Raw genomic sequence first — 26,839 nt, 5'->3', positions numbered from 1 at the left:
GGGCCCGGAGGAGGTAGAGGGCATGACCTCTGAGGATCCGGTGATTGCAAAGAGTCACTCAGTGTACCTTGCCCCCTGGCAGAAGCTGACTCAAGCTGTCGCGCCGGCCTTAAGAAAGCTCAACATTGGCGGAAAGCTGACCGTTGGCTTTGGTATTCTTGTTGCGCTGATGCTGCTCGTCGTCGGGTTGAACTATCTGGGCAGCATAGAAGCCGTCCTCAACATAAACAGAACGACCAATTTGAGCGCACCGAGCGCGGTTGCATCGGCACGGGCGCAAGCGAATCTGCTGCGCATGCTGGGCGAAGTCAGGGGCTACCTGGCCCTGGGCGATGAATCTTATCGGGACGGCTACCGCGCGGCCAATGAAGCGTTCCTGTCTGACATGCATGAACTAGACGTTCTGTTGCGCGCAAAAGGCGAGTCGGTGGCCATCACCGGGAGCAGCAGTGCTGAGCTGGGCATGCAGGAAATCGCCGAGCAATTCTCGGCATGGCAACCACTGCCCGAGCAACTCTTCGACCTGCGCGATGATCAGCTGCGCAGAGAGCCGGCGCTCAAGATTCTTGTGATGGATGCCAACCCGCTCATCGGCAATATCGTGGCGTCGGCCAAGGGGGTGATGCTGGCCCAGCAAAACAAGGAGCCAAGCCCAGCAAACACGGCGCTTCTCGTCGAGTTGGCGTCGTTTCAGACCTCTTTTTACGCAATGGTAGCCGGATTGCGCGGCTACGTGACAACCGGAAGGGACAGTTTCAAATACGAGTACGAAGCCAACCTGACCATCAACGAAACGGCATGGTCCGACATCGCCAAGAGCAGCACAGTACTTTCGCGCAACCAGAATGCATTGATCGAAAAGATCACCAAAAGCCGCGCCGCTTTCCTGGAGCTTCCAGCTCGTATGTTCGAGGCGGTGGAAGGCGAGCATGCCCGTGAGGATCTTTATCTTTTCCGCACGCAAGCTGTCCCGATCGCCGAAAGAATGCTTGCACTATTGGACAAGGTTGCCACCCAGGAGCAGCGGCGCCTGCAGATCGATCTTGGGAGCGGGAGGGACCAGCTCGAAGGAGCACAAAGGATAATACTGTCCGTCGGCGCAGCGGCGGTCCTGCTGGGGTTGCTCCTTGGCTTGATATTTCGAGAGAGTATTGCCGGACCCGTGCAGCGATTGACGAATGTGGCTGATCGGGTGCGCAGGGGCGATCTTGCAGCGCGCGCGCAGATCGAATCTGGAGACGAGATCGGAACACTGGCAACGACGTTCAACAGCATGACCGTGCAGCTGGGTGCGAATCTCGGAGATCTGGAGAACCGTCGCAAGGAGCAGGAGAATCTGGCCCGGCGATTTCGCCGTCAAAGCGATTATCTGGGTGCCTTGCACGACACCTCGCTCGGCCTTATCGCTAGGCTGGACCTCGCAGAACTTTTATCGGACCTTACGGCTCGAGCTGCTCAATTGCTCGGGACTGAGCATGGCTACGTTTATCTCGTTGACGAGTCGGGTGAGGCTCTCGAACGTAGGGTCGGGGTGGGCGTGTACACAACCCACATCGGACAGAAGCTAAGCAGGAGTGAGGGAGTGGCTGGTGCGGTTTGGCATACAGGGGAAGCGCTTCTGATCAATGATTATCAAAACTGGTCTGGGCGCGCCGCCGCGGCGGCTCAGCTGGACGTCACTATCAGGGCAATCATGGGCGTGCCACTCAAGTCTGGCGAGATGGTCGTCGGAGTGCTTGGAATTGCGTATGACGACGCTTCCGCTCTCGAATTCGGTGAGGAAGAGGTCGAGCTGTTGAAGCGTTTCGGACAACTCGCCTCGATCGCATTGGAGAACGCCCGGCTGCACATGGCAACGGGGGCGGCCAAGCAGCTAGCAGAGGAGGCGAGCAAACGTGTGGGCGAGCAAAACCGGATGCTCGAATCCTTGTCCAGCAAGCTGTCGAAATATCTTTCTCCGCAGGTTTACGCGTCCATCTTCTCGGGCAGACAGAATGTCGAGATATCATCGAAGCGAAAGAAGCTCACGGTGTTTTTTTCGGACATCGCTGATTTTACCTCAACGACCGACAAGCTCGAGTCAGAAGAATTGACGGGGTTGCTCAATCATTATCTGACCGAGATGACGAAGATCGCGCTAGAGCACGGCGCAACGGTCGACAAGTACATTGGCGACGCTATCTTGGCGTTTTTCGGCGATCCCGAGTCAAAGGGTACCAAGGAAGATGCGCTTGCATGCGTTAGGATGGCGATCGCGATGCAGAGGCGAATGCAGGGGCTGCACGCAGAATGGGCCAACGCTGGCGCCGAACTGCCGTTCCAACTCCGCATGGGCATCAATACCGGCTACTGCACTGTCGGCAATTTCGGCAGTGAGGATCGGATGGACTACACGATTATTGGCGGCGAAGTGAATCTTGCGTCGCGCCTTCAGGCACATGCCGATCTGGGAGGCATTCTGCTGGCGCATGAAACCTATGCACTCGTCAAAGATGAAATAGAGGCTGAAGAACTGCCGCCCTTGGCCATCAAGGGCTTCTCACATCTCGTGCCATCCTATCGGGTGCTTGGCATCCGCGAAGATCAACCCAGTGGCGCCGGAGTGGTTTGCCACATCCAGAAGGGACTTCGGCTTGAGGTTGATGTCGCCACCCTGGATAGCGATAGTCGAGCTGAAGCAATCAAGTTGCTCGAGGAAGCTATAGAGACACTGCGGAAGTGACTTTCCGGGGGGAGCATGGCCACCCTCTCCAATGTGTGGTCGATGGCTTAACCGGCGATCGGCCTGGATGCCTGAAGACCCAGTTCGCTGAAAATGGGATCGTGGCACAATTTCGGCGGGCCGGAAGCGGGCTTTCCAGATGTTCGCTTTTTCACACTTTAGCCACGCTGCCGTCGTGCAGTGGCAATGACCGGTTCGGGTCAGATCAAGTCGATGCGCGCGACGAGCCTGAAGGTCCGCTTCTAAAAATCCGAGCCTCAAAGCTGCCCGACTGCTTCCGGCCCAAAAGTGGCTTGGCGATGTCCGTAGCTGGCGCAAGCCGGACAGCGAGCGACGACTTTAGTTGTGGTCTTTCTTGACAGGCGAGCGAGCTCGCCGGCTCGGCCGCCTATGCCGTCGCGGAGATGTTCCGCTGGCCAGAGGGACTGGATCGGCGTCCCGGCGAGGCCAAGGCTTTCTATGCCACGATTGCCGCAGCGACCCTCGGCAGCGTCGCTCTCAGCTTCACCGCACTCGATCCAATCCGCGCGCTCTACTGGACAGCGGTCATCAATGGCATACTTGCGGTCCCACTGATGGCAATCATGGTGATGATGGCTAGTAGCCCGCGCGTCATGGGAAGGCTGACCGCCCCGCGGTGGATGGTCGTGGTCGGATGGCTTGCGGTGCTGATCATGGCTCTGGCCACGATCGGGTTCTTCGTGCTCTAAGCACCCAGGTCGCAGCGAAAAGAGGTTCGTGGCGCCTGTTCCATGGGCTATAATGCGGTCAATTGCTGTTGCGAAGCATTGAGGTACCGGCATGCCGGGTTGGCTCGTATCGATCGTCCTTATGAATGTCTCTTCCGCTGTCGGAGGGACATCGTGAACGTCCTGATTGTCTATGGAACGACTGAAGGGCAGACGGGGAAAATTGCCGCACGGACGGCAACGCATATTCGCGAGCGCGGGCACCAAGTCGAGCTGCTAGATAGCGCAGCGCTCGCATCCGATTTGAAGCTTGGACACTTCGACGCGTTCGTCATTGCCGCGTCTGTCCACCAGGAGCACCACCAGGAAACCGTCACGAACTTCGTATTTGCGCATCACGAACTGCTGAACACTAAGCCTGCGGCCCTCATATCCGTCAGTCTGTCGGCGGCGTTGCAAGACCAAAAGACGGAAGCTCAAAAATATGTGGATCGCTTCGTCTCCGTGACAGGGTGGCGACCACGCATGACCCTCCTTCTCGGGGGTGCTTTGCGCTTCACCAAGTACGATTACTTTCAGGAGCAGTTCGTCAAATTCGTGGTCATGAAGACCGGCGATCCGGGCCCCGAGCGCGATCACGAATTCACTGACTGGAACGCACTCGCTAACTTCGCTGATCGATTTCTTGAGACGGCCGGCTAAACAAGGAGGCGCCTGAGTCCGCGCAGCGCTTGCATCGGCGCACCCTTCGCCGTCTTTGCCGGCGTGGCGCATGGAATATGGCGTATAGTAGCCCCCGCGAGCGATCGCGAATCCAGTGGAAGCAAGAAGTCCGCTTCAGCGGCATCGAGATGCACAGAGCGAAGCTGGCTCTTTCACCAGGGGAGTCCCGTGATCATCAGTGAGATGACCGCCCAAGAATGCAGGATGCACCTGGCCGCGAGCCGGGTCGGGCGCCTCGCTTGCGTAAGAGACGGGATGCCGTACGTCGTGCCAATCAGCTTCGTTTACGAGGGCGGCCACATCTACAGCTTCTCCCTGATTGGTCACAAGGTCTGGGCGATGCGGGGACATCCTCAGGTTTGCTTCGAAGTCGACGAGATTCGCAGCCCTCGCAGCTGGTGCAGTGTCATTGCCTTCGGTCGTTACGAAGAACTCTCCGAAGCGGGCCCCCGGCAGAATGAGCGCGACCATGCATGGTCGCTGTTGCAGAAAGCGCGACCCAACTGGTGGGAACCTGGCAGCGAGACGCCTCACTCCGGAGGCGCTGAATTTCGTCGCGACCGCCATGCGGCTCAACCCGAACTATCCAAGCCACTACGTTCTCGCTCGTGGATTGGCGCTTTTTGCAATGGGCGATCTGAAACAAGCGGCTGAGGTGTTCGGAGAAGGCGTCAGCCGAAACCCAGACGCAACTGCGCTCTTTCTACCTCTCAGTTCCGTGCTGGCGCAGCTCGGTCGCCGAGAAGAAGCGAGGCAAATGCTACTGAAGTTCCGACCGGGTGTAGGCCAGAAAGGGCTCGAAAACCTTCCCGACACCTTACACCTCTCGTTCAAATGGGATCATGAACATGCAAGCGTCCGGCAGGGCCTGAATGACGGTGTCCGTGTCGCTGCGCTGCCGCTGGACGTCACCATTACGAGCCTGGAAGCAGAGCTTGAGACCGGCAATCCCTTTTCCCAGCAATATGCAGTAAAACGACTGGGCTGGTTTGGAGCTGCGGCAGCACAAGCCGTTCCGGCAGACGGTCGCGAACGTCTGCATTGCGCCGCCATTTGCAGACCTCCACAAGTCTATTCCGGAAGGCCCGCCATCCGCAGCCCGGTCAAATACCGATCGAGATCCTCTCGATTCGCATACGGAGCCTGGGCTGCGTAGCGACTGATCGAGAACTCAGGATTTATCTTCAGCAGTTCGGCGCCTGCCTGCCTCGCATCGTCCGGTCGCCCGAGTCGGGCATAGGTTGCCGCAATAAGCCGGTAGGCAGGTCCTGGCTGCGCTATCCTTTGCAGGTAGTGCATCGCCTCGTTGTAATCGCCCAGCAGGTAGTAGCCCGCACCTATGTCCCAGAGGTACCAATCGGGCGGGTTCGGGTTTAGCCGCACAGCCATCTTCCCGACCTCAATGGCCTCTTCAGGTCTCCCTGCATAACCAAGCATGTCGCACATGTCGGCGAGCAGATCGGGGTGGTTCGGACTGATTGTTCGCGCCCGCTCATAACAGGCTATCGACTTTGCGTGGTCCCGCTTCCAAAGATGAATCAACCCTAACATCCAGTGACAGTCGGCGTCGTTCGGGTCCAACGTAGTCGCGGTCGTCGCAGCATCCAGTGCCCGAGCGAGCGCGGCGTCGGGGTCGGATGCCTCACCCCATTTGAGCCTGCGGATATCCAGCCACGCGAGCTCGATATATCCCCGCGCGTATTCGGGGTCCGCCTCGATGGCCGATAAGAACATGTTTCGCGCTCGCAGGCGGTCGCTGCGGTGGAAGCTCCTTCCCAGCTGTCGTCCCCGGAGGCAGTAGTCATAGGCATCCAGGTTTGTCGGCGGCTTGGTCAATGCATGGTGATGTTCATGCTCCTCGACCTTGATTTTCAAGGCCGCAGTTATGCTTCGGGCCAATTCGTCCTGAACTGCAAAGACATCGTTCAACTCAAAATCATATTTATCGCTCCACAACACCTCCCCCGAGGGGCTCGTTAGCTGAGTCGTAGCCCGGGCGCGATTGCCTGACCGGCGCACGCTTCCCTCGAGCAGAAACGTCGGATTGGCCCGAGGCGTTCTGTGTTCGGATTGTGGCCGCCCGATGCGCGAAGCTCCTGATACGACCACTGTCCCGGAGACGCGCAAGAGAGCTGTCACGACGTCCTCGGTAAGACCATCTGAGAAATATTGTTGCGTGGGGTCACCGCTCATGTTGACGAAGGGCAGGACGGTAACCGCGGGCCGGTGGCTGCCTTTGGAGAACGTATCGTTCATCCGCGGGAGCTTCCCATGGAGCGAGAGGCTGTAAACCCTCAAAGGTCGCGCTATGTTTTTGACCTGATGCTCACCCCGATCGTCGTACGTGTATCGCAGCTTGTCTCGGACCTCCTCGTAGACTTTGGCCGACACGCAAATGCCGCCCGGGTCCGCCAATTGCTCGAGACGCGCCGCTACGTTCACGCCGTCTCCGTAGATGTCTCCGTCTGGCTCGATCATGACGTCACCGAGATTGATGCCGATTCGAAGCTGAAGCATCTCCGCGGTGAGGGAACCTTGGAGCTCTACTGCGCACCGGACCGCCTCCACGGGGCTCGAAAACTCGGCTAGGAGCCCGTCGCCGGTCGTCTTGAACACACGTCCCCGATGCTCGGCCAGCTTGGGTTCGATCAGATCGTGCCGAAGACTTTTTATCCTGGCGAGCGTGCCCTCGTCGTCCCGGCCCATCAGACTCGAGTAGCCGACCACGTCCGCTGCGAGAATCGCTGCAAGACGCCTTTCAACCTTCTGGTCGGCAGAATTGGTCATCTCAGCTCCGAGAACCGAGGTATTTGTAGGACCAAACGTTGACGACTCGGAGGGGCTTCGTCCAGTGCCTATTTCGCGAACCCTTGAAGCTCGCAGTTGCCAGGAGTGCCCCGCTAACTATGCGACATGATCAGAGCGTCGCTCCCGCTGCGGCGGCTGCGCTTGCGGTTAGGCGCCTTAACGCCCGCGTAGGGCCAGATGCTGACCTTCGCGAAAGTCAGCTTCGCGCCGCATCTCGGCCATTGGGCGCCGAATTTGGCGACCTCGAAAGCCGACGTTTAACCGGCACTTCTATATATACTTTCCGATATCTGCCTCATTCACCGCTCGAACAGGCGCCAGATCATCCTCGTTTGGGGTCATCCTCCCATTTCTATTCGGGAAGGCCTGCCTTTCGGAGCGCCGACGCAAATCCCTCCATCAGTTGCGGGCGCGTAAGTTCCATTCGAACGAAGCTGCCTATCGTCCAGCCCGGGGCCACCTCCAAGAGACGTGCAGCGGCGGCCCGGGCTGCTTCGAGGCGGCCGAGGTTCACATAACTGGCGACAACGGTTGCATGTAGTAGGCTGAAACCTGCGTTCGACTGAACCGCCAAGCTCGCGTAGCGGGCTGCTTCCGCGAATTGACCTTCAAACCATTTCACCCAAGCCAGAGCCAGATAGGAATGGTAATTCAGGGGATCAAACGGACTAAGCCGCAGCGCCTTCAGGGCATCTTCGTGAGCCCGCTCGTAGCGTTCTCCAAACATGTGCACCAAGGCGCTAAAACCGAAGGCAAGCGCCGAATTGGCGTTCATTTTTAGTGCACGGTCGAGCGCGCTGATCGCGCTCTCATAGTCGTGGGTAATGTTGGCGTGCACGAAGGCCCCAATGCACAACGCCTGTGGATCGTCGGCACCGAGGCTGAGGGCGATGTTGGCGTGCTTAAGCGCGGCGGCTCTGTCCTCGGGATGGAAGCCACCGCGAAGGAAGCGCTGTTCATGCCCCCAAGCGGCATATCCATGTGCAGCAGCGTAGTTGGGGTCGAGGCTTAGGGCCTCATTGAGCAGGCGCAGCGCTTCGGTAGTGTCGCTGGGCGAATTTGCGTAAACATAAGGCATCGCTCGCAGGTAGAAATCGTAAGCGTCCAGTCTGTCCGGCCGCTTGCAACGAGCACGCTCTATCTCAGCGCGCCGGATATTAGGCTCCATCGCCCCGACGATGCTCTCCGTCAGCCTATCCTGTAGATCGAAGACGTCTTCTACGGCTCCCTCGAACTTGTCAGCCCAGACGTGTGTTGCATCCGTCCCTTCGACTAGCTGTCCGGTGATGCGCAGCCGGTTCGCCGCCCTGCGGACGCTTCCTTCCAGTACGTAGCGCACTCCGAGTTCCTTGGCGACATGGCGGATATCGGTCATCTTACCCTTGTAAGCAAAGGTGGAATTTCTGGCGATGACGAACATCCCCGGAATCTTTGACAGGCTTGTGATCAAGTCTTCGACAAGCCCATCGGCAAAATACTCTTGCTCGGGGTCGCCGCTCATGTTGGTAAAGGGCAACACCGCGACGGACGGCCTGTTCGGCAGCGATGGCGGAGGAGCCGCCGAAATCGTAGATTGGTGGTTGTCCAAAACGACGCGATAGGCGGGGATCGGTTCGGCGATATTCTTGACCAGCTGATCACCCATCGCTTGGAATCCGAATGCTAGCTTCTTCTCAACCTCCCGCGCGACTTTGCCGGAGACGCAGATGCCGCCGGGCTCCGCAAGTTGCTGTAGCCTTGCGGCGATATTCACGCCCTCGCCGTAGCGATCCTTTCCGTCGACGATCACCTCACCAAGATTGACTCCAATTCGAACCTGCATACGTTCGCCATCGGTGACATTTGCATTGCGCTCCGCCAGACCGCGCTGGAGCGATACGGCGCATTCCACCGCGTCGACCACGCTGCCAAATTCGGCAAGTAGACCGTCGCCCATGAGCTTGAAGATGCGCCCATGCCGCTTGGCAATTTCTGGCTCGAATAATTCCTTTCGCCCCGCAATCATTCGGCCGAACGTTCCTTCTTCGTCACGCTCCATAAGCGCCGAATAGCCGACCACATCAGCCGCTAGAATGGCCGCGAGCTTGCGCTCCATGAAGGAACCTCCCCTCAGTCGGAACCGAGTGGTGGGAAGAGTAGCACATAGGGTCCCGATGCCGCTAACCACTGATGGGCCAGTCGAGTAAGGGTTAGGGTTTGAGCCGGGTTCAAAACCCGATGCGAGCCTCGCCGGTTCTGATCCAAAGCCGAAATTTGGTGGGCATATGTAGGACGGCCGTTTCGCGCCAGAAGTGGACATCAGTTCTGGTGTGGCCGCGACAGTGTTGTTGCAGCACAGGTCTGTTAACATCACATGGGTTTTTCGAGAGGTGTCGTATGCCGAGAGCGCGAGGCCGAATGGCGCTGACCGCAGATTTGGTCGCGCGCGCCTATCGGGCGATTGAGAACACCGGCCCGGCCCAGGATATGGTTCGGAATACCGAAACCGAGTGGAATGCCACCGTTCGGGAGATGCTGGCGTCGCGTCCTGCAGGACAGGATGTGTGGATCTTCGCCTATGGCTCACTTCTCTGGAAGCCGGCTGTGGAGCATGTGGAGCAGCGTTCTAGCGTCGTGCGGGGGTGGCACCGTTCATTCTGCATTCGCATGAAAGATTGGCGCGGAACCCTCGACCAGCCGGGCCTCATGATGGGGCTCGACAGGGGTGGGCAGTGCAAGGGGATGGTTCTGCGGCTGGCCGAGGATACCGTTGAAGACCAGCTCGGAAAACTTGTTCGGCGCGAAATGCCCGTGAGACCCTCCAGCAAGCCGTCCACCCAAACCTCGCGATGGGTGCAGGTTCAAACGGCCCAAGGGGGCTTTCGAGCACTTGCCTTCGTCGTCAGTCGAAAGGGGGTCAACTATGTGGGAGGCCTTACGCCGGATGAGACGGCCGGTATTTTGGCTAAAGCATGTGGTCACGGAGGGTCGTGCGCCGAATATCTCTACAACACAGTCTCGCAATTGGAGGCTTTAGGCATTCGGGATCGCAACTTGTGGCACTTGCAGTCGCTTGTCGCAGACAAGCTTGTTTCATTGCATCCGTGACGGGGCCGCTGGCGGGCCTACAACCGGCCGGGGTTAGCACTGAAAGGCCGCGCAACTACCACCTTTACCGAACCACCAGCCGTCCGGTAAGGGTCGACACCTGCCGAAGCGCGTGAACGGCTGGTTTGAAGAAACGCCATGAATGTCGGGAAATGGCGCAGTCGAGGCAAAACCCGCGTCAGTTCCTCATCAGGCCAATGACAGCTCCGAGTGACCAGTTCGGGTCGTGAGCTGAATGGCTGCTTTTGCCAACTAGATGCTCGAAAGCCGCCGATCTGCTTCCGGGGCAAAACACGACGTCCCAGTAGTTGCGATGTCCGTAGTTGGCGCAAGCCGGACCTAGCGAGCGACGACTTAGTTGTGGTCCTTCTTGACAGGCGAGCGAACCGCAAAACCGCCCCCAGCAAGGCCGGCGCTAAGGCATTGATATTGCTGTTGTCAAAACCTGGGGATTTTTGGAGCTACTCCCCAGCTTCGGAGAATGATGGGCATTCAGAGAGCAATTTGCACGCTCACGCGCGGCGGCACTCCCCAGCTTTTGGCCACACACCCTGCAAACGCTGGGCTTCAGAGCGCCTGCCAGCGGAGCAGAGAATTGTTTGGACTGTGAGGGTGGTAGAGGGAGAGGAGCCGGGATCCAACCTTCTCCGCAGGATTCAATGCAATTGCAGTTTGTGCGTGGGTTTCCCGTTGAGTGGGAGCGCCAACGACGCAATCGCGGCTAATGCTGAAGGTCTGATTTTGACCCCATCCGCGACACCTCGATTAAGTCGATAAACGGCTGCTTCCTTTGCGTATGCGACAATGATCGCGTACATTCAGACAGCCTGTGCGACAGGATTGCACGAAGGGGGAGCAAATGGAAAAGGGGTTCACTCGGCGTAGCGCCATGATCAACTGGGTGGCTCTCACCGCCGCCTTCGTCATCACTGGGGCATTCGCGATAGCACCTTCGGCAAAGGCAGAAGAGCAGATCGAATCGATCACCTGGGCGCTGCCCAGCATCCCCGACACGCTCTTCGTTCCGCATGCCTGGACGACGTATACTGGCGCGATCATGTCGCTCGTCCAGGAAGGGCCGCTAGCCTTCGGCGACGATCTCGCTCTCGAACCCGCATCGGCCGACAAGTGGGAGCAGATCGATCCGACGACGATCAAGTATCACCTGCGGAGCGGCGTAAAATTCGGTGACGGAAGTCCGTTCACGGCTGACGATATCCTCGCCACCTTCAAGTATCACATGAACCCGGCTTCCGGCTCGCAGCTCGCCTCCTTCTACAGTTCGGTGGCGACTGTCGAGGCGACGGCTCCCGATGAGGTGACCGTCAAATTGAAGGCGCCGAATGTCCAGTTCGCCTACACGGCCGCTCACATGGCGGGTTTCGTCTTCAAGAAAGAACAGCTCGCAGACAAGAACATCGGAACGCCTGAGGTTCTGCCGCTGGGGACTGGCCCCTACAAGCTTGTTGAATTCGTCCCGACAGATCATGTCATCCTCGAAGCGCGCGACGATTACTGGGGGCCGAAGCCAGTGGTGAAACGGATCACCTTCCAGGCGATCCCAGATCGGCAGGCCCGGCTGCTGGCCATGCAGAGCGGCGACATCGACGGCACCTTCGATCTCGCCATCTCCGACGTCGACCAGTGGAGGGCGCTAAGCAACGTCGATATTGTCACCAAGCCGTCGCTCGGCGTGTTCGCGCTCACTCTCGATCACTCGACGCCGCCGTTCGACGATATCCATGTGCGCCGTGCCGTAGCCTATGCCGTCGACCGGGAAGGCCTGGTCAAGGCGCTCCTCAAGGGCAACGGCGAGGCGGCGACGGCATTGAACCCGCCCGAGATATGGTCCGGAGTTCTAACTCCTGACGAGGTCCGCGCGTTCTACGCTACCTTGCCGAGCTACCCATTTGATCTGACAAAGGCGAAAGCCGAGCTGGCACAATCCGGCCATCCGGACGGCTTTGACATCACCATTCCCGCATCAACCGACGATCCCTACATGGTCAACATCATGCAGTCGGTGGTGGAAAACCTGAAGCAGATCGGCATCCGTGCAAGCATCCAGCAGATGGATAACAACACCTGGCTCGCGCAGTACTTTCGGCATGAGAATCTTGGCATGCAGATCTCGGCGTACTATCCGGACTTTGCCGATGCGGCCAACTATCCCTACCTGTTCTTCTCGAGTGCGACGGCAGTGAAGGAGGGCATGAACGCATCGAACTTCAAGAACGACGAAGTCGATGCCTTCCTGAAGATCGCCAACGAAAACGCCGACCCCAAGGCGCGCGCCGATGCACTGAAGGGCGTGTTCAAGATCGCCAACGAGGACGTCTCGCTCGTGCCGATCTTCTGGCCCGCCTCGGCGATGGCGATCAACAACAAGTACAGGCTCACCGGCTACACCGCCTTCTGGTACAGCATCCCGTGGGCGATCAGAGGTTTTGGCTTAAAGTAAGGGATCGCGGGGCCGCTTGGCCATGGCCATTCTCATCGTTTTCGCATCGACCGGCGCTTGCGCGCGCGTGCGTCAGCCCGTGAATCGCTGAAGGTGTCGGCCGATGGACTTTTTTGAAGCGAGTCTCGCACGACTTCATCAACTGCGCTTTCCTTCGGATCTGTCCTTCACCCGCGATGGCACGGCGGTCGTTGCAGCTGTTCGCCCCGCCGCGCACGAGCTGCGGCAATCCCCGCAGAGCCGCATTTGGCGCTTTTCACTCGATGGAGCAGAAGCGGTGCAGTTGACCAACGGGCCGGGCGGCGACGGCCTGCCGCATCTGTCGCCGGTCGACGGGACGCTGGCGTTTGTTTCCGATCGGGCTTTGCAAGGAAGAATGTCGCTGTTCCTCAAGGACGATCACGGCGAGCGGCCAGTAGGGGAACTCGCCGGCACCATCGAGGACATGAGGTGGGCGCCGGATGGTCGGAGCCTCATTGTCATGGCCGCGGATCGCGGCCTCGACGGTGGCGCGACCAATGGTGCGCAGCGCCTGACCTGGGGAGAGCCCGAGGATCCCGCGGTGACGAGCCCGGCGAATGCGCGGCGCCGTTTGTTCCGCGTCAGGGTCGACGACGGGTCGACGGTCGAGGTCGGGCCGTCCAAGTTCAGCGTCTGGGAATTCGAACTTGTCGGCGATGATGCCGCCCTTGCAGTCGTCTCCGTCGACCCGAGCGAGCGCGGCTGGTATCACGCCGAACTGACCAGGATCGATCTTGCGACAGGTGCCGCGACGATCCTGCACCGCGCGCGCTGGCAGCTCCTGGCCCCCGCGGCAGATCCGAGCGGCAAGCGCATCGCCTTCCTTGATGGGTGGTCCAGCGACCGTGGCCTCGTCGCCAGCGAAATCAGCATCCTCGACATCGCCACAGGCAAGATCATCACCGTCGCCCCGGGCGGCATGTCGAGCATTACGTCGATGAAGTGGCGCGACGACGACAGCCTCTGGTTCACCGGCTGGTCGCGGCTCGGCTCCGTCTATGGCGTCACACATCTCGACGGCAGCGTCGAATGGATGACGCAAGAAGACGCGATCATCGGCACGAGGACCTTCAGCGCTGGCATAACGACCGCGCCCGACATTAAGGGGTTCGCGGCGGTGCGCGAGAGCGACGGTGCGCCGCCTGAAATAGTATTCAAGTCCGGCGCGAAGGCTTCCGCATGGTCGGTGGTCTCCAATCTGAACCGCGACGTGGCTAGGGACTTCAACGCCTACCCGGAGGTCCGCGCCGTTGCCTGGAAAGGGGCAGATGGCGTAGAACTGGAGGGGCTGGTGCTGCTGCCACGCGACGGCGCCAAGGGGCCGAGGCCGACCATCGTGGACATCCACGGCGGCCCGAGCTGGGCGGTCAGGCATGCCTACAATCCGGGTGACGCGCTGCCGTTCGCGACCGCCGGTTACGCCGTCTTCCTTCCCAACTACCGTGGCAATGTTGGCTGGGGCAAGGCGTTCGGCATGCTGAATGTCGGCGACCCGGCGGGGGCCGAGTTTCAAGATATCCTCGCCGGCCTCGACAGATGTGTCACAGCGGGGATTAGCGACCCCGACCGGCTCGGCATCACCGGCGCCAGCTACGGCGGCTATCTTACGGCCTGGGCGGTCGCAACGACTAACCGGTTCAAGGCCGCGGTGATGGTCTCCGGCTTCGCCAACCAACTCTCAAGCCACTATTCCTGCAACCACGACTTCCATGCTTTCATCAACGGCGGGCCGCTGTCTGAGGAGCGCTTTCGCCGCGTAGCGGTCGACCGCTCAGCCATCACGCGGCTCGACAGACCCACGACGCCGACATTGATTATGCATGGCGAGGGCGATCGATGCACTCCGCTCGGCCAGGCGCAGGAGTTATATGCGGCGCTACTCGAGCGCGGCGTCGAGTCCGAGCTGGTCGTCTACCCGCGCGAAGGCCACGGCCTGCGCGAGCGCGACCATCAGCTCGACGCATGGCGCCGCATGATCGGCTGGTTCGACCGCTACCTCGGGTCGCCCCGGTGACCGGCTCGGGAGTTGTCGTCTTCGTCATGCGGCGGTTCGCCGTGGCGGTCCCACTCCTCCTCATAATATCCTTCGGCGTCTTCGCGCTGGTCCACATCGCACCCGGCGATCCGGTGCGTTCCCTGCTCGGCGCGCGCGCGTCAGACCCGGCAACGCTTGCCGCCATCCGCGAGCACTATCACTTGGACGATCCATTCCTCATTCAATACTTCAAATGGCTATCGAAGGTGGTCCAAGGCGATCTGGGTGTCTCCATCCTGGGCAATCGGGCGGTGACGAGCACCATCGCCGATCGGCTCGGTGTAACCATCTTCCTGAGCTTGATGAGTGCTGTTCTCGTTCTCGGCCTTGGCGTCGTGCTTGGAGCGGTCGGTGCTTTCCGCCGCGGCACGCGGCTCGACCGGGCGGTTGTCATGTTCGGGGTGTTCGGCATCAGCTCACCGGCCTTCGTCACCGGCATTTTCCTTCTCTATTTCTTCGGCGCCCTGTTGCACTGGTTCCCGATCTTCGGTCCGGGGACCGGATTCCTCAACCGTGCTTGGCACCTGACGCTTCCGGCGCTTGCGCTTGCGATCTCGGTCATGGCCATAGTCATCAAGATCACGCGCGCGGCGATGATCGAGGAGCTGGACCGGGACTACGTCACCTTTGCGCGGGCACGCGGGCTGAGTTCGCGGCGCATCACATTCGCCTATGTGCTCAGGAACGCTCTCATTCCCGTGGTCACGGCCGCTGGGCTCATCGTCGTCGGGATCGTCTCCGGCGCGATCTACGTCGAGGTCACCTTTTCCTTGCCAGGTCTCGGCGCTTTGACGATCGATGCGGTACAGAAGCGCGACATCCCGACGATCCAGGGCACCACGCTGCTCTTTTCTGTCTTCGTCGTGCTGGTCAACCTGGCGACCGACGTGATCTACATGCTGATCGACCCGCGCATCCGCTTCGGCAGGGTCGAGTCATGAGCGCCCCAGCCATCAACGAGACGCGAAAGACGAAGCTGCCGCAGCGCCTGCCGATCGTCATTCTCATTGCTGTGCTGATTATCGCGGTGGTGGTGAGCTGCGCCGTCCTTGGGGAAGGGATAGCCCCTTATTCGCCCTTCCTCCAGCGTCTCGGGGTCGGCGATACGCCGCCTTCCGCCGCCCACATCGCGGGGACGGACCTTCTTGGCCGCGATGTCCTGTCGCGCGTGATCTACGGGGCAAGAACTGCCTTGGTCGGCCCGGTCGTCGTCGCCGGCGGAGCTTTCGCGATCGCGACCCTGCTTGGCCTTCTTTCGGGCTATCTCGGCGGCCTGGTCGATTCGGCGATCATGCGCTGGGTGGATTTCATGTTAGCGTTGCCGGGACCGCTCGTGGCGATCGTCGTCGTCGGCGTGGCAGGTGGCGGATACTGGACCGCCGTGTTCGTTCTGGTCGTCCTCTTCACGGCCCCCGATACGCGCATCGTTCGGAGCGCGGTCCTTGAGCAGCGGCCGCTTCCCTATATCGACGCCGCCCGCACGCTCGGCATCTCGAAGACCCGTATTCTGTTCGTCCACATCCTTCCCAACGTGCTGCCGATCATTTTGGCCTATGTCGTCCTCGACTTCGCCTTCGCGCTTGTCAATCTCGCCGGGCTGTCGTTCCTCGGCCTTGGCGTTGAACCGGGGACCCCCGACTGGGGTCGAATGCTGTTCGAGAACCGCAATATCCTTTTCTCCAATCCGGTTGCGCTGCTCCTGCCCGCGGGAATGATCATCCTTACTGCGGTCAGCATGAACCTCATCGGCGACTGGCTGCTCGAGCGGTTTGCAAAGTGAACACACACGTAGCGAGCACTGGTCACGAGAATCCGCTCCTCAGGGTCGAGGGGCTAGCAATCTCACACGGCGCGGTGCCCATCACGACGCCCTTGAGCATCGCAGTCGAGCGGGGCGAGACCATTGCGATCGTCGGCGAATCGGGATCCGGAAAATCGCTCACCGCACGAGCGATCGCCGGCATATTGCCGCCGGGCATAAATGCCACGGGAACCGTCACGCTGGACGGCATTTCCCTGATGGGTCTCTCCGAGACGGAACTCCGCAAGATCCGCGGGTTTCGCGTGTCGATGCTTATGCAGGATCCGTTCACGATGCTGAATCCGCTCATGCGAGGCGGCGACCACATCGACGAGATGCTGCGCGGCCGGCCTGAATTCGCCTCGCGCGCGCCGCGTGCGGCAGAGGTGAAACGCCGCCTGGCGGAAGTCGGCATCGTCGAAGACGATGTAGCCCGCCGCATGCCATTCCAGCTGTCGGGCGGCATGTGCCAGCGCGTGGCGCTTGCCGCAGCCCTTGCTCGCGACCCGGAGCTGCTCATCGCCGACGAGCCTTCGACGGCGCTCGACGTAACGACTCAGGCCGAGATCATCAGGCTGCTGCGACGTATCCAGCGCGAGCGGCACATGAGCCTGATCCTCATTACCCACAACCTGAGGCTGGCATTCTCGACCTGCGAGCGCATCTATGTGCTCTATGCCGGCTCGCTGCTCGAAGTCGGCGACGCAGCCGCTGTCGAGCGCCAGCCGTACCATCCTTACACCCTGGGACTTTTGCTGTCGGAACCGCCGGCCGATATTCGCGTGCCGCGGCTCGTCGCGATCCGGGGCTCCGTGCCCCAAGCGGCCGATGTAGTCGGCCGATGCGGGTTCGCCGACCGCTGCGACTGGGCGAAGCAGATTTGCCGCGCCGGCAAGCCGCCGCTGGTCGCCCGCGATATCGGCCGGCTCACCGCATGCGTTCGCCAGGACGAGATTCAGTGCGAGCTCGATGCGCTGCGCACGGCGGCGCTCTGCGCGGCGCCGGCAACGCCGCGCCGTGACGAGACCGAGGGGGCGCTCGTCCGCATCGACGCGCTCGTCAAGACGTTCGACGGTCCTCGGGGCCATCCGATCTGTGCGGTGAAGCACGTATCGCTGCGCATCATGCCCGGTGAAAGCGTCGGCCTTGTCGGCGAATCCGGCTCGGGCAAGACCACGCTCGGGCGCTGCCTTGTCGGCCTCGAAACGCCGACTGCAGGCGACATCCGCATCGACGGCATCGCGGCAGCAGATTTCGGCGCCATGGCGAAGGCCGACCGCGCTCGTGTTCGCCGGACCATCCAGATGATCTTTCAGGATCCGTATTCGACACTCAATCCGAGGCACAGCGTCGGCCAGGCACTCAGCGAGGCGCTGCGGGCCTCCGCGGGCGCAGCCAGCGCGTCGACGCCGGAGCGGATAGCGGCGCTGCTGGCCGATGTCGGTTTGTCCGCCGCGTACGCCACGCGCCGGCCGGCGTCGCTCTCGGGCGGCGAGCGCCAGCGGGTCGCCATCGCGCGCGCGCTTGCCGTCAAACCAGCGATCCTCGTCTGCGACGAACCGGTATCAGCCCTCGACGTCTCGGTGCAGGCGCAAGTGCTCAACCTCTTCAAGCGTCTGCAGGCTGAGCACGGGTTGTCATATCTCTTCATCACCCACGACCTTGCCGTCGTCCGCCAGATCGCCGAGCGCATCTATGTCCTCTATCTTGGCGAGATCGTCGAGGAGGGACCGACGGAGCGGGTTATCGATGACCCGCAGCACCCCTATACGCGACGCCTCGTAGAATCGATCCCCCGTTCAGCCAACCAACATGCGCCGTGACGGGGCCTGCGAAGAGCTTGGGAAAGACGTCCTCGATGGCCGAAAGAGCCATCTCCACTCGACTCAACCGCATCAAACGGGCACCCTTGTGGATGTTCATTGAGCCCCTCCGGTGGGTGCTGAAGCTAGGCAATTCCAGTCTCCTCTGTCTGGTCCGCATGAACAACCATTGGGACGCTCACAGCTAGAGCGCGCCAGAAGCGAGTGCTATGGTCACCGAGAGTTACCCAACGGAAGGCCTGAGATGAAGTCTGGCGTCCTCGGACCCCTCGAAGTTAGAGCCGACCATGGCGTGCAGGCGCAAGCGATCCTGGGCCAGGGCGCAGCGTTCCAACCCGAAACGCCGGCGAGGCCGGGGGCGGCTTCCTCGGCTCCGGCTAGGCCGGCCGCGCCGGAGGCGCGGGAGCCAAGGCCGGACGCCCGCAAGACGGTCACGATCCTCTTCACCGACATCGTCGATTCCTCGCGGCTCAGCCTCTCCCTCGATCCCGAAGCGCTCCGCAATATGCTCACCCGATACTTCGGCGACCTGAGCGCCGTCATTCAGCGGCATGGCGGAACCGTGGACAAGTACATTGGGGACGCGATCATGGCTGTGTTCGGCGTGCCGCTCCTCCACGAAGACGACGCGCTGCGGGCCGTGCGGGCGGCCGTGGAGATGCGCGACACACTCGCCATCCTCAACCATGAGCTCGAAGCCGGTTGGGGAGTCCGCCTTATGAACCGAATCGGCATCAACACCGGCGAGGTGATCGCCGGCAACCAAACGCAGGGGTATTCGTCTCTCGCTGGAGAGGCCGTCATAGTCGCGAAGCGCCTCGAGGAGGCAGCGACGGCGAATGAGATCCTGATAGGGGAGTCGACGTACAAGCTCGTGCGCGATGCGGTCGTCGTCGAGCCGAGTGGGCCGCGCACACTCAAGCACGGCGCGACCATCCGCGCCCTCGTCGTGATAGAAGTCCTCGCTTACGCTCCCGGAATTGCGCGCCGCTTCGACTCGCCTTTCGTCGGGCGCGAACTCCAACGAGCCTTGCTCGAGACCGTCTTCCGAAATGCGGTCGATGACAGGACCTGTCGCCTGGTCACCATTCTCGCCGACGCGGGTGTGGGAAAGTCGCGGCTCGTACGGGAGTTCACGAGCGACCTTGCCGAGGATGTCACGGTCTTGCACGGCCGCTGTCTACCTTATGGCGAGGGCATCACCTATTGGCCGCTGGCCGAAATCGTGCGGGAGCTCACGCGCGCGGATGGACCGGACTCCCGCGAGCAGCTTGCAGCGGTGATCGGGGCGCGACTGGCAGGCGACGAGAAGGCCGGGCTGATTGCCGAGCGTGTGACCGGGGCGCTCGGGCTTGGCGGCGCGGGACAAGGGACAACCGAGGAGACCGCCTGGGCCGTCCGGAGGCTGTTTGAGGCGCTCGCGCGAGCTGGGCCGCTCGTCGTCGTGGTGGACGACATCCATTGGGCCGAGCCGACGTTCCTTGACTTGGTCGAGCACGTCGCCGACTTCTCACGCGATTTTCCTATCGTGATCATCTGCATAGCGCGGCCGGAGCTCTTCGACACGCGTCCTGGCTGGGGGACCGGCAAACGCAACGCGACGTCGATCGTCCTCGAGCGGCTCAGCGACGCGGAATGCCGTGAGCTGATCTCCAACCTGCTTGGCCGTGCGCCGCTGGCGCCGGCGGTCGAATCGAGGATCTCCAGCGCGGCCGAGGGCAACGCGCTCTTCGCCGAGGAACTCGTGGCGATGCTCGTCGACGATGCGTTGCTCAGGCGCGCGCCCGACAGCTGGGTCGCCACGTCGGACCTCGCCGAGCTGCCCGTTCCCTCGACGATCAACGCGCTTCTCGCTGCCCGTCTCGAGGGCCTCCCTTCCGTCGAGCGAGCCATCCTGACGGCCGCAGCGGTCGAGGGCACAGTATTCCATCGGAGCGCCGTCAGCGAGCTCGCCGGCCCCGGGCTCGACGCACTTGAGGATGGTTTGCTCGCGCTCGTCCACCGGGATCTGATCCGCCCGGAGGCGCCGTCGTTCCCCGGCGAGAAAGCCTATTGCTTCCGTCACGTCCTGATCCGAGACGCCGCGTATCGCTCCCTGCCGAAGAACGCGCGCGCCGACCTGCACGAGCGCTTCGCCGCGTGGCTCGAGCTAACGGCCGCGGACCGGCTACGCGAGTTCGAGCAGATTGTCGGCTATCACCTCGAACAGGCCTTTCAGTACCGTGTCGCGCTCGGCCCGCGTGACGCGCACGCGGCCTCGCTTGCCGCCCGGGCTTGCGAACGGCTCGAGGCGGCCGGGCGGCGGGCGCTTGTCCGCAGCGACCTGCCGGCGGCGATCAGCCTGCTCGAGCGGGTTTCCCGGCTGCTTCCCACCGATGATCCAAAGCGGATCGCGCTGTTGGCCGAGCTCGGCGCCGCGCTGATTGAAAGCGGCCGGCTGGACGATGCCGGGCGCGTGCTGGATGAGGCGGAGCGGCTGGCTATCGCCACTGACGACCAGCGCATGGCAGCGCATGTGCTCGTCCAGCGGCACTTCCTCCGGGTCCTCCTCGGCGAAGAAGGCGGGCTGGAGGATGCGGCACGGGCGGCGGCCAAGATGATCCCGGTCTTCGAGCGTTTCGGGGACGACCTGGGCCTGTGCCGCGCACGGCGGCTCCAGGCGTGGTTATTTTTTAACGGGGCTCGCGGCGAGGCGGCCGCCGCGGCGTGGGAGCGCGCGGCTGCCCACGCGCGACGGGCAGGGGCTCGGCATGAGTACCACGAGATTCTCACGTGGATCGCGTCCGCGCTCTGGTTCGGCCCCACCCCGGCCGCCGAGGGCATCCGTCGTTGCGAGGCGATGCGTGCAGAGGTGCGTGAAAGCCCGCAGTCCGAGGCAGCGATTCTGCGCCAGCTCGCATGCCTCAACGCGATTGTCGGCCGCTTCCCGATTGCACGCGAGCTGATCGCAACGAGCAACGCCACCTACGCCGATCTCGGCCTCACGCTCTACGTGGCGTCCTCCGAGCACGAGGCCGTCGTCGAGCTGCTCGCCGGGAACCCCGCTGCGGCCGAGAAGAGCGCGCGCTCGGCGTATCGCGCGCTCGAGGAGATGGGCGAGCGCGCCTTCCGCTCCACGATGGCCGCATCGCTTGCCGCGGTGATCCTCGAACAGGGACGCGACGAGGAGGCCGAAGACTTCGCTAAGCTCAGCGCCCAGCTGGCTGCGAGCGGCGACCTGGTGACACAGATCCTCTGGCGTCGCGTGCGTGCACGCGTGCTCGCCCGGCGGGCAGAGATCGAGGCGGCGGAGGCGCTGGCGCGCGAGGCAGTAGCGATCGCCGAGGCGACGGACTTCATCAACGACCGGGCCGATGCACTGATCGACCTGTCGCGCGTGCTCAAGGCCTCCCGCCGCGGCAACGAGGCGGTCGAGGCCGCGTCCCGAGCGCTGCATCTCTACGAGCTGAAGGGAAACGTGGTTGCCGCGGCCGCGACCCAACTCCGCCTAGGTAAACTCGCCAAAATGTGACTGCGTAGGCGGCAAGGGGGTACCGCCGCACCTCCTTTGTGGACCGCCCGGGATGTAATGCCAACAGACTTGACAGGTGTGGCATGATTTAACCGGCACAAGCGCACGTTTCCTTCTGTTCGATGAACAGCCGCTTCTTGATCGTGTTTCATTCCGAACCCAAGTCCGACTCCCGACGGAGCTCAAGGGCTGCCTTTGGGTCGCTTCTGCCGCGTGACTTAGGCACCACTCACTTCTTTCGCGGGAACACTTGCTCCCTAGAGTTCCCGGCTTGCACTTCCCCGAGTTTCGTGTTGGCTCTTTTAATCGCCTCCACCGTCCCAACCTGCAACGTCTCAAGGAGCTTGATCTGGTTCTGGAGTTCCTCCTCAAGTTTCTTGTCGACTTCCTTGTTGGCGGCCATTTCATTCTCCATCCAATCATTGAGGCGCAAACAGACGCCTACGTCACTTCCATGCGGGGCGGGTTCCTCGCTCGCCAGGTTTCCGCGAACTACTAATACAGATCGATGGGGTCGAGCCACCAGGCTTGCTTGAAAGCGCCCGTGTTATCCCGATAAGCTACGAGAGCAATTCCCAAAGCCAACCCGGGCTGGAAACTTCCGACTTTCCACCCCGGCGGGATTCCGTCAGCAGTCCAGCGCCCCGGCGCCCAACCTGACCACTGAGTGGTCCTTTGACTGGCGCCCGTGCTGTCCTGCACAACCCAAGCCTCGAGCCACAGGGGTGTCCAGCCTTTTTGGGGAAATGTCACCCCCATGTCGTCTGTCAACGGACCCTGCGGCCACTCGACCGCCTTCGAGCCGGCGTTTATGTTTTGAGAATCATCCCAATTGTGTGGCATGACATATCTCCAATCGCTTGAACAAGAGATCGTACGGCTCGTCGACTATATCATTTTTTGCGGCGCGATCCCACCAGGGAAAGCCCGGATGGTGTCACCCGACGGTCAGAGCGTCTTTTCCACTTCTGCGGCCGGTACAACAGCCTTTTCCGCGTCCGGTTCTGCTATCTTCTCCATAGTGTTTATGCTCACATGCGGCCACCGGATCGGTCCCGGCAGTCCGTCTCGCCGCGTAAAGAAATCCAGCAGCACGATCTGCAGATACTGCATGATAAGGCGCGGATTGCCGTAAGTATCGGTCTCTTCCAGTTCGTAAATCCAGAACGTCGATATCATCTCCGCGGCATTGGCCTGCCTGACTATAAACGGGATATTGACGATGCCACCCGTTTCGACCCTGGTGCTGACCTCTAGCTTCGTCGTCCACTTCACGGTGCCCGGTATGGCGCCGACCAGAAGCTTGTGCGGTTCCGTCGGATCAAAGACTCCCTTGAATGGATTTGCGTGGAAGTGAGCGTATGGGGCCAGATATGGGTTAGTGAGAGTCTGGTTGACACCAATTGGCAGCCCGTTGATCGCCGGAATCTTGGGCGGCGCGACCGACCGAGTGCCTGCGCCAAGGGCAAGCAGGGAATCGCCGTGCGGTATCGTACCCAACCGCGAAATATTGCAGTGCGGCTCGGCTTGATTGGTCATGAAGAGCCATAGACCAGGCTCATGGTGAATGGTGGTGTCCCGCCCGCCCTGTAGACCGCTAGCGGGAAAATCGTCAGCAGCGATCTGCTCGATCCGCTGCTCGTAGTCGAGCGCTACCACAATCTGGTCTGTATTAAAAGAAGGAGAGCCGCGCTGGATGCCACGGTTCTTGACCCCTTTGTCCACGAGAGTGAACTTCAACACTTCATTATATTGGTTCACCAGAAGCCGATAGTCTATGCCGCTCATGTCGGATACAAACGGAAGTGCGATTGCGTTCCAACCACGACCGATCAAGTCAGGCACGTTGCTCCAAGTCCCTGGAAGCACCTGAAGTACACCGAGATCGGGATCCTTGGGTCGCGAAAGTTCAATATGCCGAGATTGATACTTGAGTTGTTCTACTCTTTCAGTTGAGATCATCGCTGCCCTCAAAGAAATCTATACGCCCTTTAGAATAAGGCTATCTCTGGTGAAATATATCCAATGGTGAAGGCCCCAACTCATTTTCTGCAATAATAGGTGACCAATAGATGAAAATTTGAGGAGGTCTTACCTTGCGAAGCACGAACCATCCTGCTCGCAAAGCACCTACATGTAGGACTTCAGTTTGCCCCGGCACTCACCAATCGCAAAAACGAAGCAAACCTCTGCGCCTAGGCAGAAGATTGTATAATATACAAGGACTTTAGCCCAATTTCAAGTAAATATTGTCGATCCGTCTACCGCTTCGGTAGGCAGAGGTCTTTCTGTATCTGACTTCGAGCGAGAAGTAGACACTCAACACACTAAAGACAGTAGGTAACCATGAAAAATTGCGACCGCGTAATACCATGGGTGATGCGCTGACTGAAGAGATCGCGGTCCTTCGTTGCATTTCGTTTCGAGAAGCACCAACACGATCTGAGCAGATTTTTTGCAGCTGCGACCTGTCGCCCCACGGTCCGATGCCTTTACTACTGGCTATGTCTGCTTTCGAGATGCGATTGCCAAGGTCCCCTCGTGATCCGATCCGGGATCTGCATGGTCTTTCCGTGGAAAGGTAGCTTCGGGGTCATGGGCGTGAGTTCGGCTGAGCGCGAAAGAGCTTCCGCTAATGAGATGGATCGGCTGCTTCCCCGGCGGGTTAGTTTGCAAAGACTGTTGCCCGCGAAGACAGGGGCCGGTAGCGTCGGCGCGGGGGAACCGGCGTTGGCACCAATCCAACCAATCCGACGAACCCCAGCATCGCGTCCAATCCCATCGGCTCTCGGCCACCAACGGTCATTAGCGAACGTTCCACGGAGTTGCCCGGTTTAGTTCCGCCGAAGTGGCGCCCTCTGCTTGGTGCAGCAGATCGTCCATGGCCCGACGTTTCGATCCTTCGCGAGGCTTTCCTAAATTATCCATTACTGCCCGCCGAATTCGCTCTCGGTTTGATTTCGATACCCGTCGCCTCGATCGCCCTACGAACGGCTTTCTCGAGTTGAGACACGGCATTTTCAAGGGCTTTGATGGAGGGCTGCTTTCGCCTGTCTTGGCCCTCACGCAATACGAAGTGGTAGCGGATTTGAACGTAGTCGCCCCTCTTCGTGCTGGACCGGATGAAGTCTTCCACATCCTTGCCCACAGAAAGGCCTAGGGCGGTGCTGTCATTGAGCATGGCAACAAAATTATGGCTATAGCGTCGGATCTCCTCGGGGTTCCTGCCGCCGAGCCGAAGGAAGCTGCGAAGGTAATTCCCGAGCGCCTGGAAATAGAGGAGACGCAGGGGATGATCGGAAAACCGGAAGTGCCAGTCACTGGCAGACTTCAGAAAGTCTGCGCTCACGTGGTAGGATTCGGCCAAAAGGTAGATGCCGTAAGGCGATACTCCGGCTCCGTAGACTTTTCGCTCTGACATTGCCCCTCTTGCCCGTTATTTCAGCAAAGGGTTTCGCAAGCTTTCCCGTCACCGTCACGGTCCAACTTTCGGCCCCATGAACAATTGCTCAGATACCACTGGGCCTCATCGCAAGAGCCAATTTGGGAGCAAGTCCGTCGCGGTTGGCAGGAATAGCTCTCCGCCAATTGCTTGTTGGTGAACCCTAGAGGTTGGCTGACCGCCGGCCCCGGATTGTTCGCGTGCCTGGCGCGCCATTCCCAGGGCGCCTGAAACGTTCCGACCCATATCCCGATCTTTGCCGCCTCGGCTTTCGCCTGCTGCGCGGAGTAGGCTCCGTGGCTATAGCGGGGCCATCCAATGCCTGGCCATGCTCGACCATCCATGACGCGACACTGGCGCCGTCCGCACGCTGGCAATCGCCGACATATCGGCCGTAACGATCCCACGAAACGAACGTGCACTGGACCGGTTTGGAGGCCGATAGGAAGCTATCCAGCGCTTCAGCCGATCGACGGCCGCAAGGATATTCGAAGCCCTTGGCGTCGTCGCAATACTGCCGGGTCTCTGGTGCGTCGATGCCATTGAAACGGATGCGCTGTCCGTGGATCTCGATCGTATCGCCGTCGATGACTGAGGCGACGCCGGCAATCGGTCCCGGGGTTGACCCGATCCAGTGAGAAACGTTCAGGTATGGTGCTTGCTCGCTGTGCTGAAGGACGAACTGCGTCACTAAGGCGACATTGGGGCCATGGTCGCTATGACCAGCCGCTTCGGAACGCCAGCCAGTTGGCGGGCACGCCGCAGCTTAGCGCCAGTCTGTTGGCGCCATTGATCAGACCGATTGTCGTATCGGTACTTGTCCACGCGCTTTTCCCACTGTTCGCAAGAATAGCGATATCAATCGTCCAGCGACACAACCCAGTCTCCACCTTTGTCCTCGAAGTTGTAGGTGTAGCTGTAGTGATTGCACGTCACCGAGAACCCACGAGACATCAAGAACGGGAGCATGGCGGAGATGCTGTCACATCGCCAACCATTGGCTCGGATCATGCCTACGGCCGGCTCTATGAGGGCGGGGAAATTGATACCTCCGCTCTGATTGATGTGGGCGTCAGCCTCGATGGGTGGGCTTTGTGACCAAGCAGATGAGACCGACAATAACATAGCTATGGCGAAGGTGAGTTTCTTCATTGTTACCCCCTAAACTAAGACGGATTAAAGCCAGCTGCCCTCAGTTGCCCGCCGAGTTTCGCTCGAGTAGCGCAAGATACCTTATCGCCGGCACCGCATTTTTTATTCGCGTCCGACCAATCAAGCAGGGCCGTGTTTATCCAACTGCCGGGTGCGCGTGCCACGCCATAGGGAGTTGGTGGCGCCCCGGTTGCAACAGCTGAAGCGGCGGCCGCGCCCTTGCCGTGCGGGGCTCGCTTCCAGCCGCTGACGATCAGACTGTTGTTCATGTACTGATCTTCGGCTATCGCATTGCCGAGAGCGTCACCAAGGCCGGCGCCGGCAACAAAGCCGGGAGATCCAATGGCAATGTAGCCTTGGTCTACGGACCCTTTCTGCATTTCGCACTGAGCATGTGCTACGTCGAAACTAGGCCCGTATCCGATTTGCATGTAGTCGGCTTGGTTGCTTGTTTGGCATCCGCAAAGCAGCGCGGTGGCACCAAGTGCCACAAACAATTTACTTTCATCCCCCCAGCCCTCCCAAGGCCGGAGATTAGCATCTCCTAAAGCGAATATTTTCGCA

19 protein-coding genes and 2 pseudogenes are annotated in these 26,839 nt (G+C 60.6%); 12 read left to right on the top strand and 9 right to left on the bottom strand.

Features of this window, described 5'->3' with window-relative positions; all coding sequences use genetic code 11:
• Positions 1-22 precede the first annotated feature (22 nt).
• The 5 genes and pseudogenes from HNQ71_RS22460 (at position 23) to HNQ71_RS22440 (ending at position 5,290) form a co-directional block, all read left to right on the top strand.
• The gene (locus tag HNQ71_RS22460) at positions 23-2,722 is read left to right on the top strand and encodes an adenylate/guanylate cyclase domain-containing protein (RefSeq protein ID WP_184874800.1); all 2,700 of its coding nucleotides are present in this window, start codon (positions 23-25) and stop codon (positions 2,720-2,722) included.
• A gap of 383 nt (positions 2,723-3,105) precedes the next feature.
• Positions 3,106-3,432 (top strand): annotated as a pseudogene (locus tag HNQ71_RS22455) (divalent metal cation transporter); the annotation flags it as partial.
• 153 nt (positions 3,433-3,585) lie between these two features.
• Positions 3,586-4,113: a flavodoxin domain-containing protein gene (locus HNQ71_RS22450; RefSeq protein ID WP_184874798.1), complete on the top strand. Its 528-nt coding sequence runs from the start codon at positions 3,586-3,588 to the stop codon at positions 4,111-4,113.
• A gap of 204 nt (positions 4,114-4,317) precedes the next feature.
• A pseudogene (locus tag HNQ71_RS35855) lies at positions 4,318-4,590 on the top strand (pyridoxamine 5'-phosphate oxidase family protein); the annotation flags it as partial.
• Position 4,591: 1 nt separating this feature from the next.
• Positions 4,592-5,290, top strand: coding sequence for a tetratricopeptide repeat protein (locus HNQ71_RS22440; protein ID WP_246461807.1), 699 nt, complete (start codon positions 4,592-4,594; stop codon positions 5,288-5,290).
• Here HNQ71_RS22440 and HNQ71_RS22435 read toward each other — a convergent pair.
• Together HNQ71_RS22435 and HNQ71_RS22430 are read right to left on the bottom strand one after the other, a co-directional pair.
• Complete coding sequence (locus HNQ71_RS22435) at positions 5,206-6,921, bottom strand: adenylate/guanylate cyclase domain-containing protein (protein WP_184874795.1); 1,716 nt, start codon at positions 6,919-6,921, stop codon at positions 5,206-5,208. The genes HNQ71_RS22440 and HNQ71_RS22435 overlap by 85 nt on opposite strands.
• 373 nt (positions 6,922-7,294) lie before the next feature.
• The gene (locus HNQ71_RS22430) at positions 7,295-9,037 is read right to left on the bottom strand and encodes an adenylate/guanylate cyclase domain-containing protein (RefSeq protein ID WP_184874794.1); all 1,743 of its coding nucleotides are present in this window, start codon (positions 9,035-9,037) and stop codon (positions 7,295-7,297) included.
• 302 nt (positions 9,038-9,339) lie between these two features.
• Here HNQ71_RS22430 and HNQ71_RS22425 point away from each other — a divergent pair, with 302 nt between their 5' ends.
• The 7 genes from HNQ71_RS22425 to HNQ71_RS22395 all read left to right on the top strand — a co-directional run bounded on the left by HNQ71_RS22425 (position 9,340) and on the right by HNQ71_RS22395 (position 21,681).
• Positions 9,340-10,029, top strand: a complete 690-nt coding sequence (locus tag HNQ71_RS22425; RefSeq protein WP_246461797.1) for a gamma-glutamylcyclotransferase — start codon at positions 9,340-9,342, stop codon at positions 10,027-10,029.
• Between the two features lie 859 nt (positions 10,030-10,888).
• Positions 10,889-12,490: an ABC transporter substrate-binding protein gene (locus tag HNQ71_RS22420; protein WP_184874792.1), complete on the top strand. Its 1,602-nt coding sequence runs from the start codon at positions 10,889-10,891 to the stop codon at positions 12,488-12,490.
• Positions 12,491-12,767: 277 nt separating this feature from the next.
• Positions 12,768-14,525 (top strand): prolyl oligopeptidase family serine peptidase, encoded by a 1,758-nt coding sequence (locus HNQ71_RS22415; protein WP_184874791.1) that lies wholly within the window; start codon positions 12,768-12,770, stop codon positions 14,523-14,525.
• The gene (locus HNQ71_RS22410; protein ID WP_210333993.1) at positions 14,474-15,487 is read left to right on the top strand and encodes an ABC transporter permease; all 1,014 of its coding nucleotides are present in this window, start codon (positions 14,474-14,476) and stop codon (positions 15,485-15,487) included. The genes HNQ71_RS22415 and HNQ71_RS22410 overlap by 52 nt, the downstream gene beginning before the upstream one ends.
• A complete protein-coding gene (locus HNQ71_RS22405) occupies positions 15,484-16,326 on the top strand; it encodes an ABC transporter permease (RefSeq protein ID WP_184874789.1) in 843 nt (280 codons plus the stop codon). The genes HNQ71_RS22410 and HNQ71_RS22405 overlap by 4 nt, the downstream gene beginning before the upstream one ends.
• Positions 16,323-18,170 carry a dipeptide ABC transporter ATP-binding protein gene (locus HNQ71_RS22400; RefSeq protein ID WP_184874788.1) on the top strand — a complete coding sequence of 616 codons (1,848 nt, stop codon included), beginning with the start codon at positions 16,323-16,325 and terminating at the stop codon, positions 18,168-18,170. Before HNQ71_RS22405 ends, HNQ71_RS22400 begins: the two co-directional genes overlap by 4 nt.
• Before the next feature lie 244 nt (positions 18,171-18,414).
• Positions 18,415-21,681 carry an ATP-binding protein gene (locus HNQ71_RS22395; RefSeq protein WP_184874787.1) on the top strand — a complete coding sequence of 1,089 codons (3,267 nt, stop codon included), beginning with the start codon at positions 18,415-18,417 and terminating at the stop codon, positions 21,679-21,681.
• A 229-nt stretch (positions 21,682-21,910) separates the two neighbouring features.
• Here the strand turns inward: HNQ71_RS22395 and HNQ71_RS22390 are convergent, their stop codons facing one another.
• From HNQ71_RS22390 to HNQ71_RS22365, 7 genes are all read right to left on the bottom strand, one after another.
• Positions 21,911-22,084, bottom strand: a complete 174-nt coding sequence (locus HNQ71_RS22390) for a hypothetical protein (protein ID WP_184874786.1) — start codon at positions 22,082-22,084, stop codon at positions 21,911-21,913.
• A 545-nt stretch (positions 22,085-22,629) separates the two neighbouring features.
• Positions 22,630-23,643 (bottom strand): heme-binding protein, encoded by a 1,014-nt coding sequence (locus tag HNQ71_RS22385; protein ID WP_184874785.1) that lies wholly within the window; start codon positions 23,641-23,643, stop codon positions 22,630-22,632.
• 958 nt (positions 23,644-24,601) lie between these two features.
• Positions 24,602-25,102, bottom strand: a complete 501-nt coding sequence (locus HNQ71_RS22380; RefSeq protein ID WP_184874784.1) for a hypothetical protein — start codon at positions 25,100-25,102, stop codon at positions 24,602-24,604.
• A gap of 20 nt (positions 25,103-25,122) precedes the next feature.
• Positions 25,123-25,269, bottom strand: a complete 147-nt coding sequence (locus tag HNQ71_RS35850; protein ID WP_425492253.1) for an excalibur calcium-binding domain-containing protein — start codon at positions 25,267-25,269, stop codon at positions 25,123-25,125.
• A gap of 17 nt (positions 25,270-25,286) precedes the next feature.
• On the bottom strand, positions 25,287-25,814 hold the full coding sequence (locus HNQ71_RS34965; RefSeq protein WP_343068212.1) for a thermonuclease family protein: 528 nt from the start codon (positions 25,812-25,814) through the stop codon (positions 25,287-25,289).
• A 167-nt stretch (positions 25,815-25,981) separates the two neighbouring features.
• A complete protein-coding gene (locus tag HNQ71_RS22370; RefSeq protein WP_184874783.1) occupies positions 25,982-26,275 on the bottom strand; it encodes a hypothetical protein in 294 nt (97 codons plus the stop codon).
• A 14-nt stretch (positions 26,276-26,289) separates the two neighbouring features.
• On the bottom strand, positions 26,290-26,772 hold the full coding sequence (locus HNQ71_RS22365) for a hypothetical protein (RefSeq protein WP_184874782.1): 483 nt from the start codon (positions 26,770-26,772) through the stop codon (positions 26,290-26,292).
• Between the last annotated feature and the right edge of the window lie 67 nt (positions 26,773-26,839).

It is taken from the genome of Mesorhizobium sangaii (assembly GCF_014207355.1).
GTDB classification, from domain to species: domain Bacteria; phylum Pseudomonadota; class Alphaproteobacteria; order Rhizobiales; family Rhizobiaceae; genus Mesorhizobium; species Mesorhizobium sangaii.
Note: the sequence above shows the minus strand (reverse complement) of the source record. Positions and strands in the feature narration are given on the sequence as shown.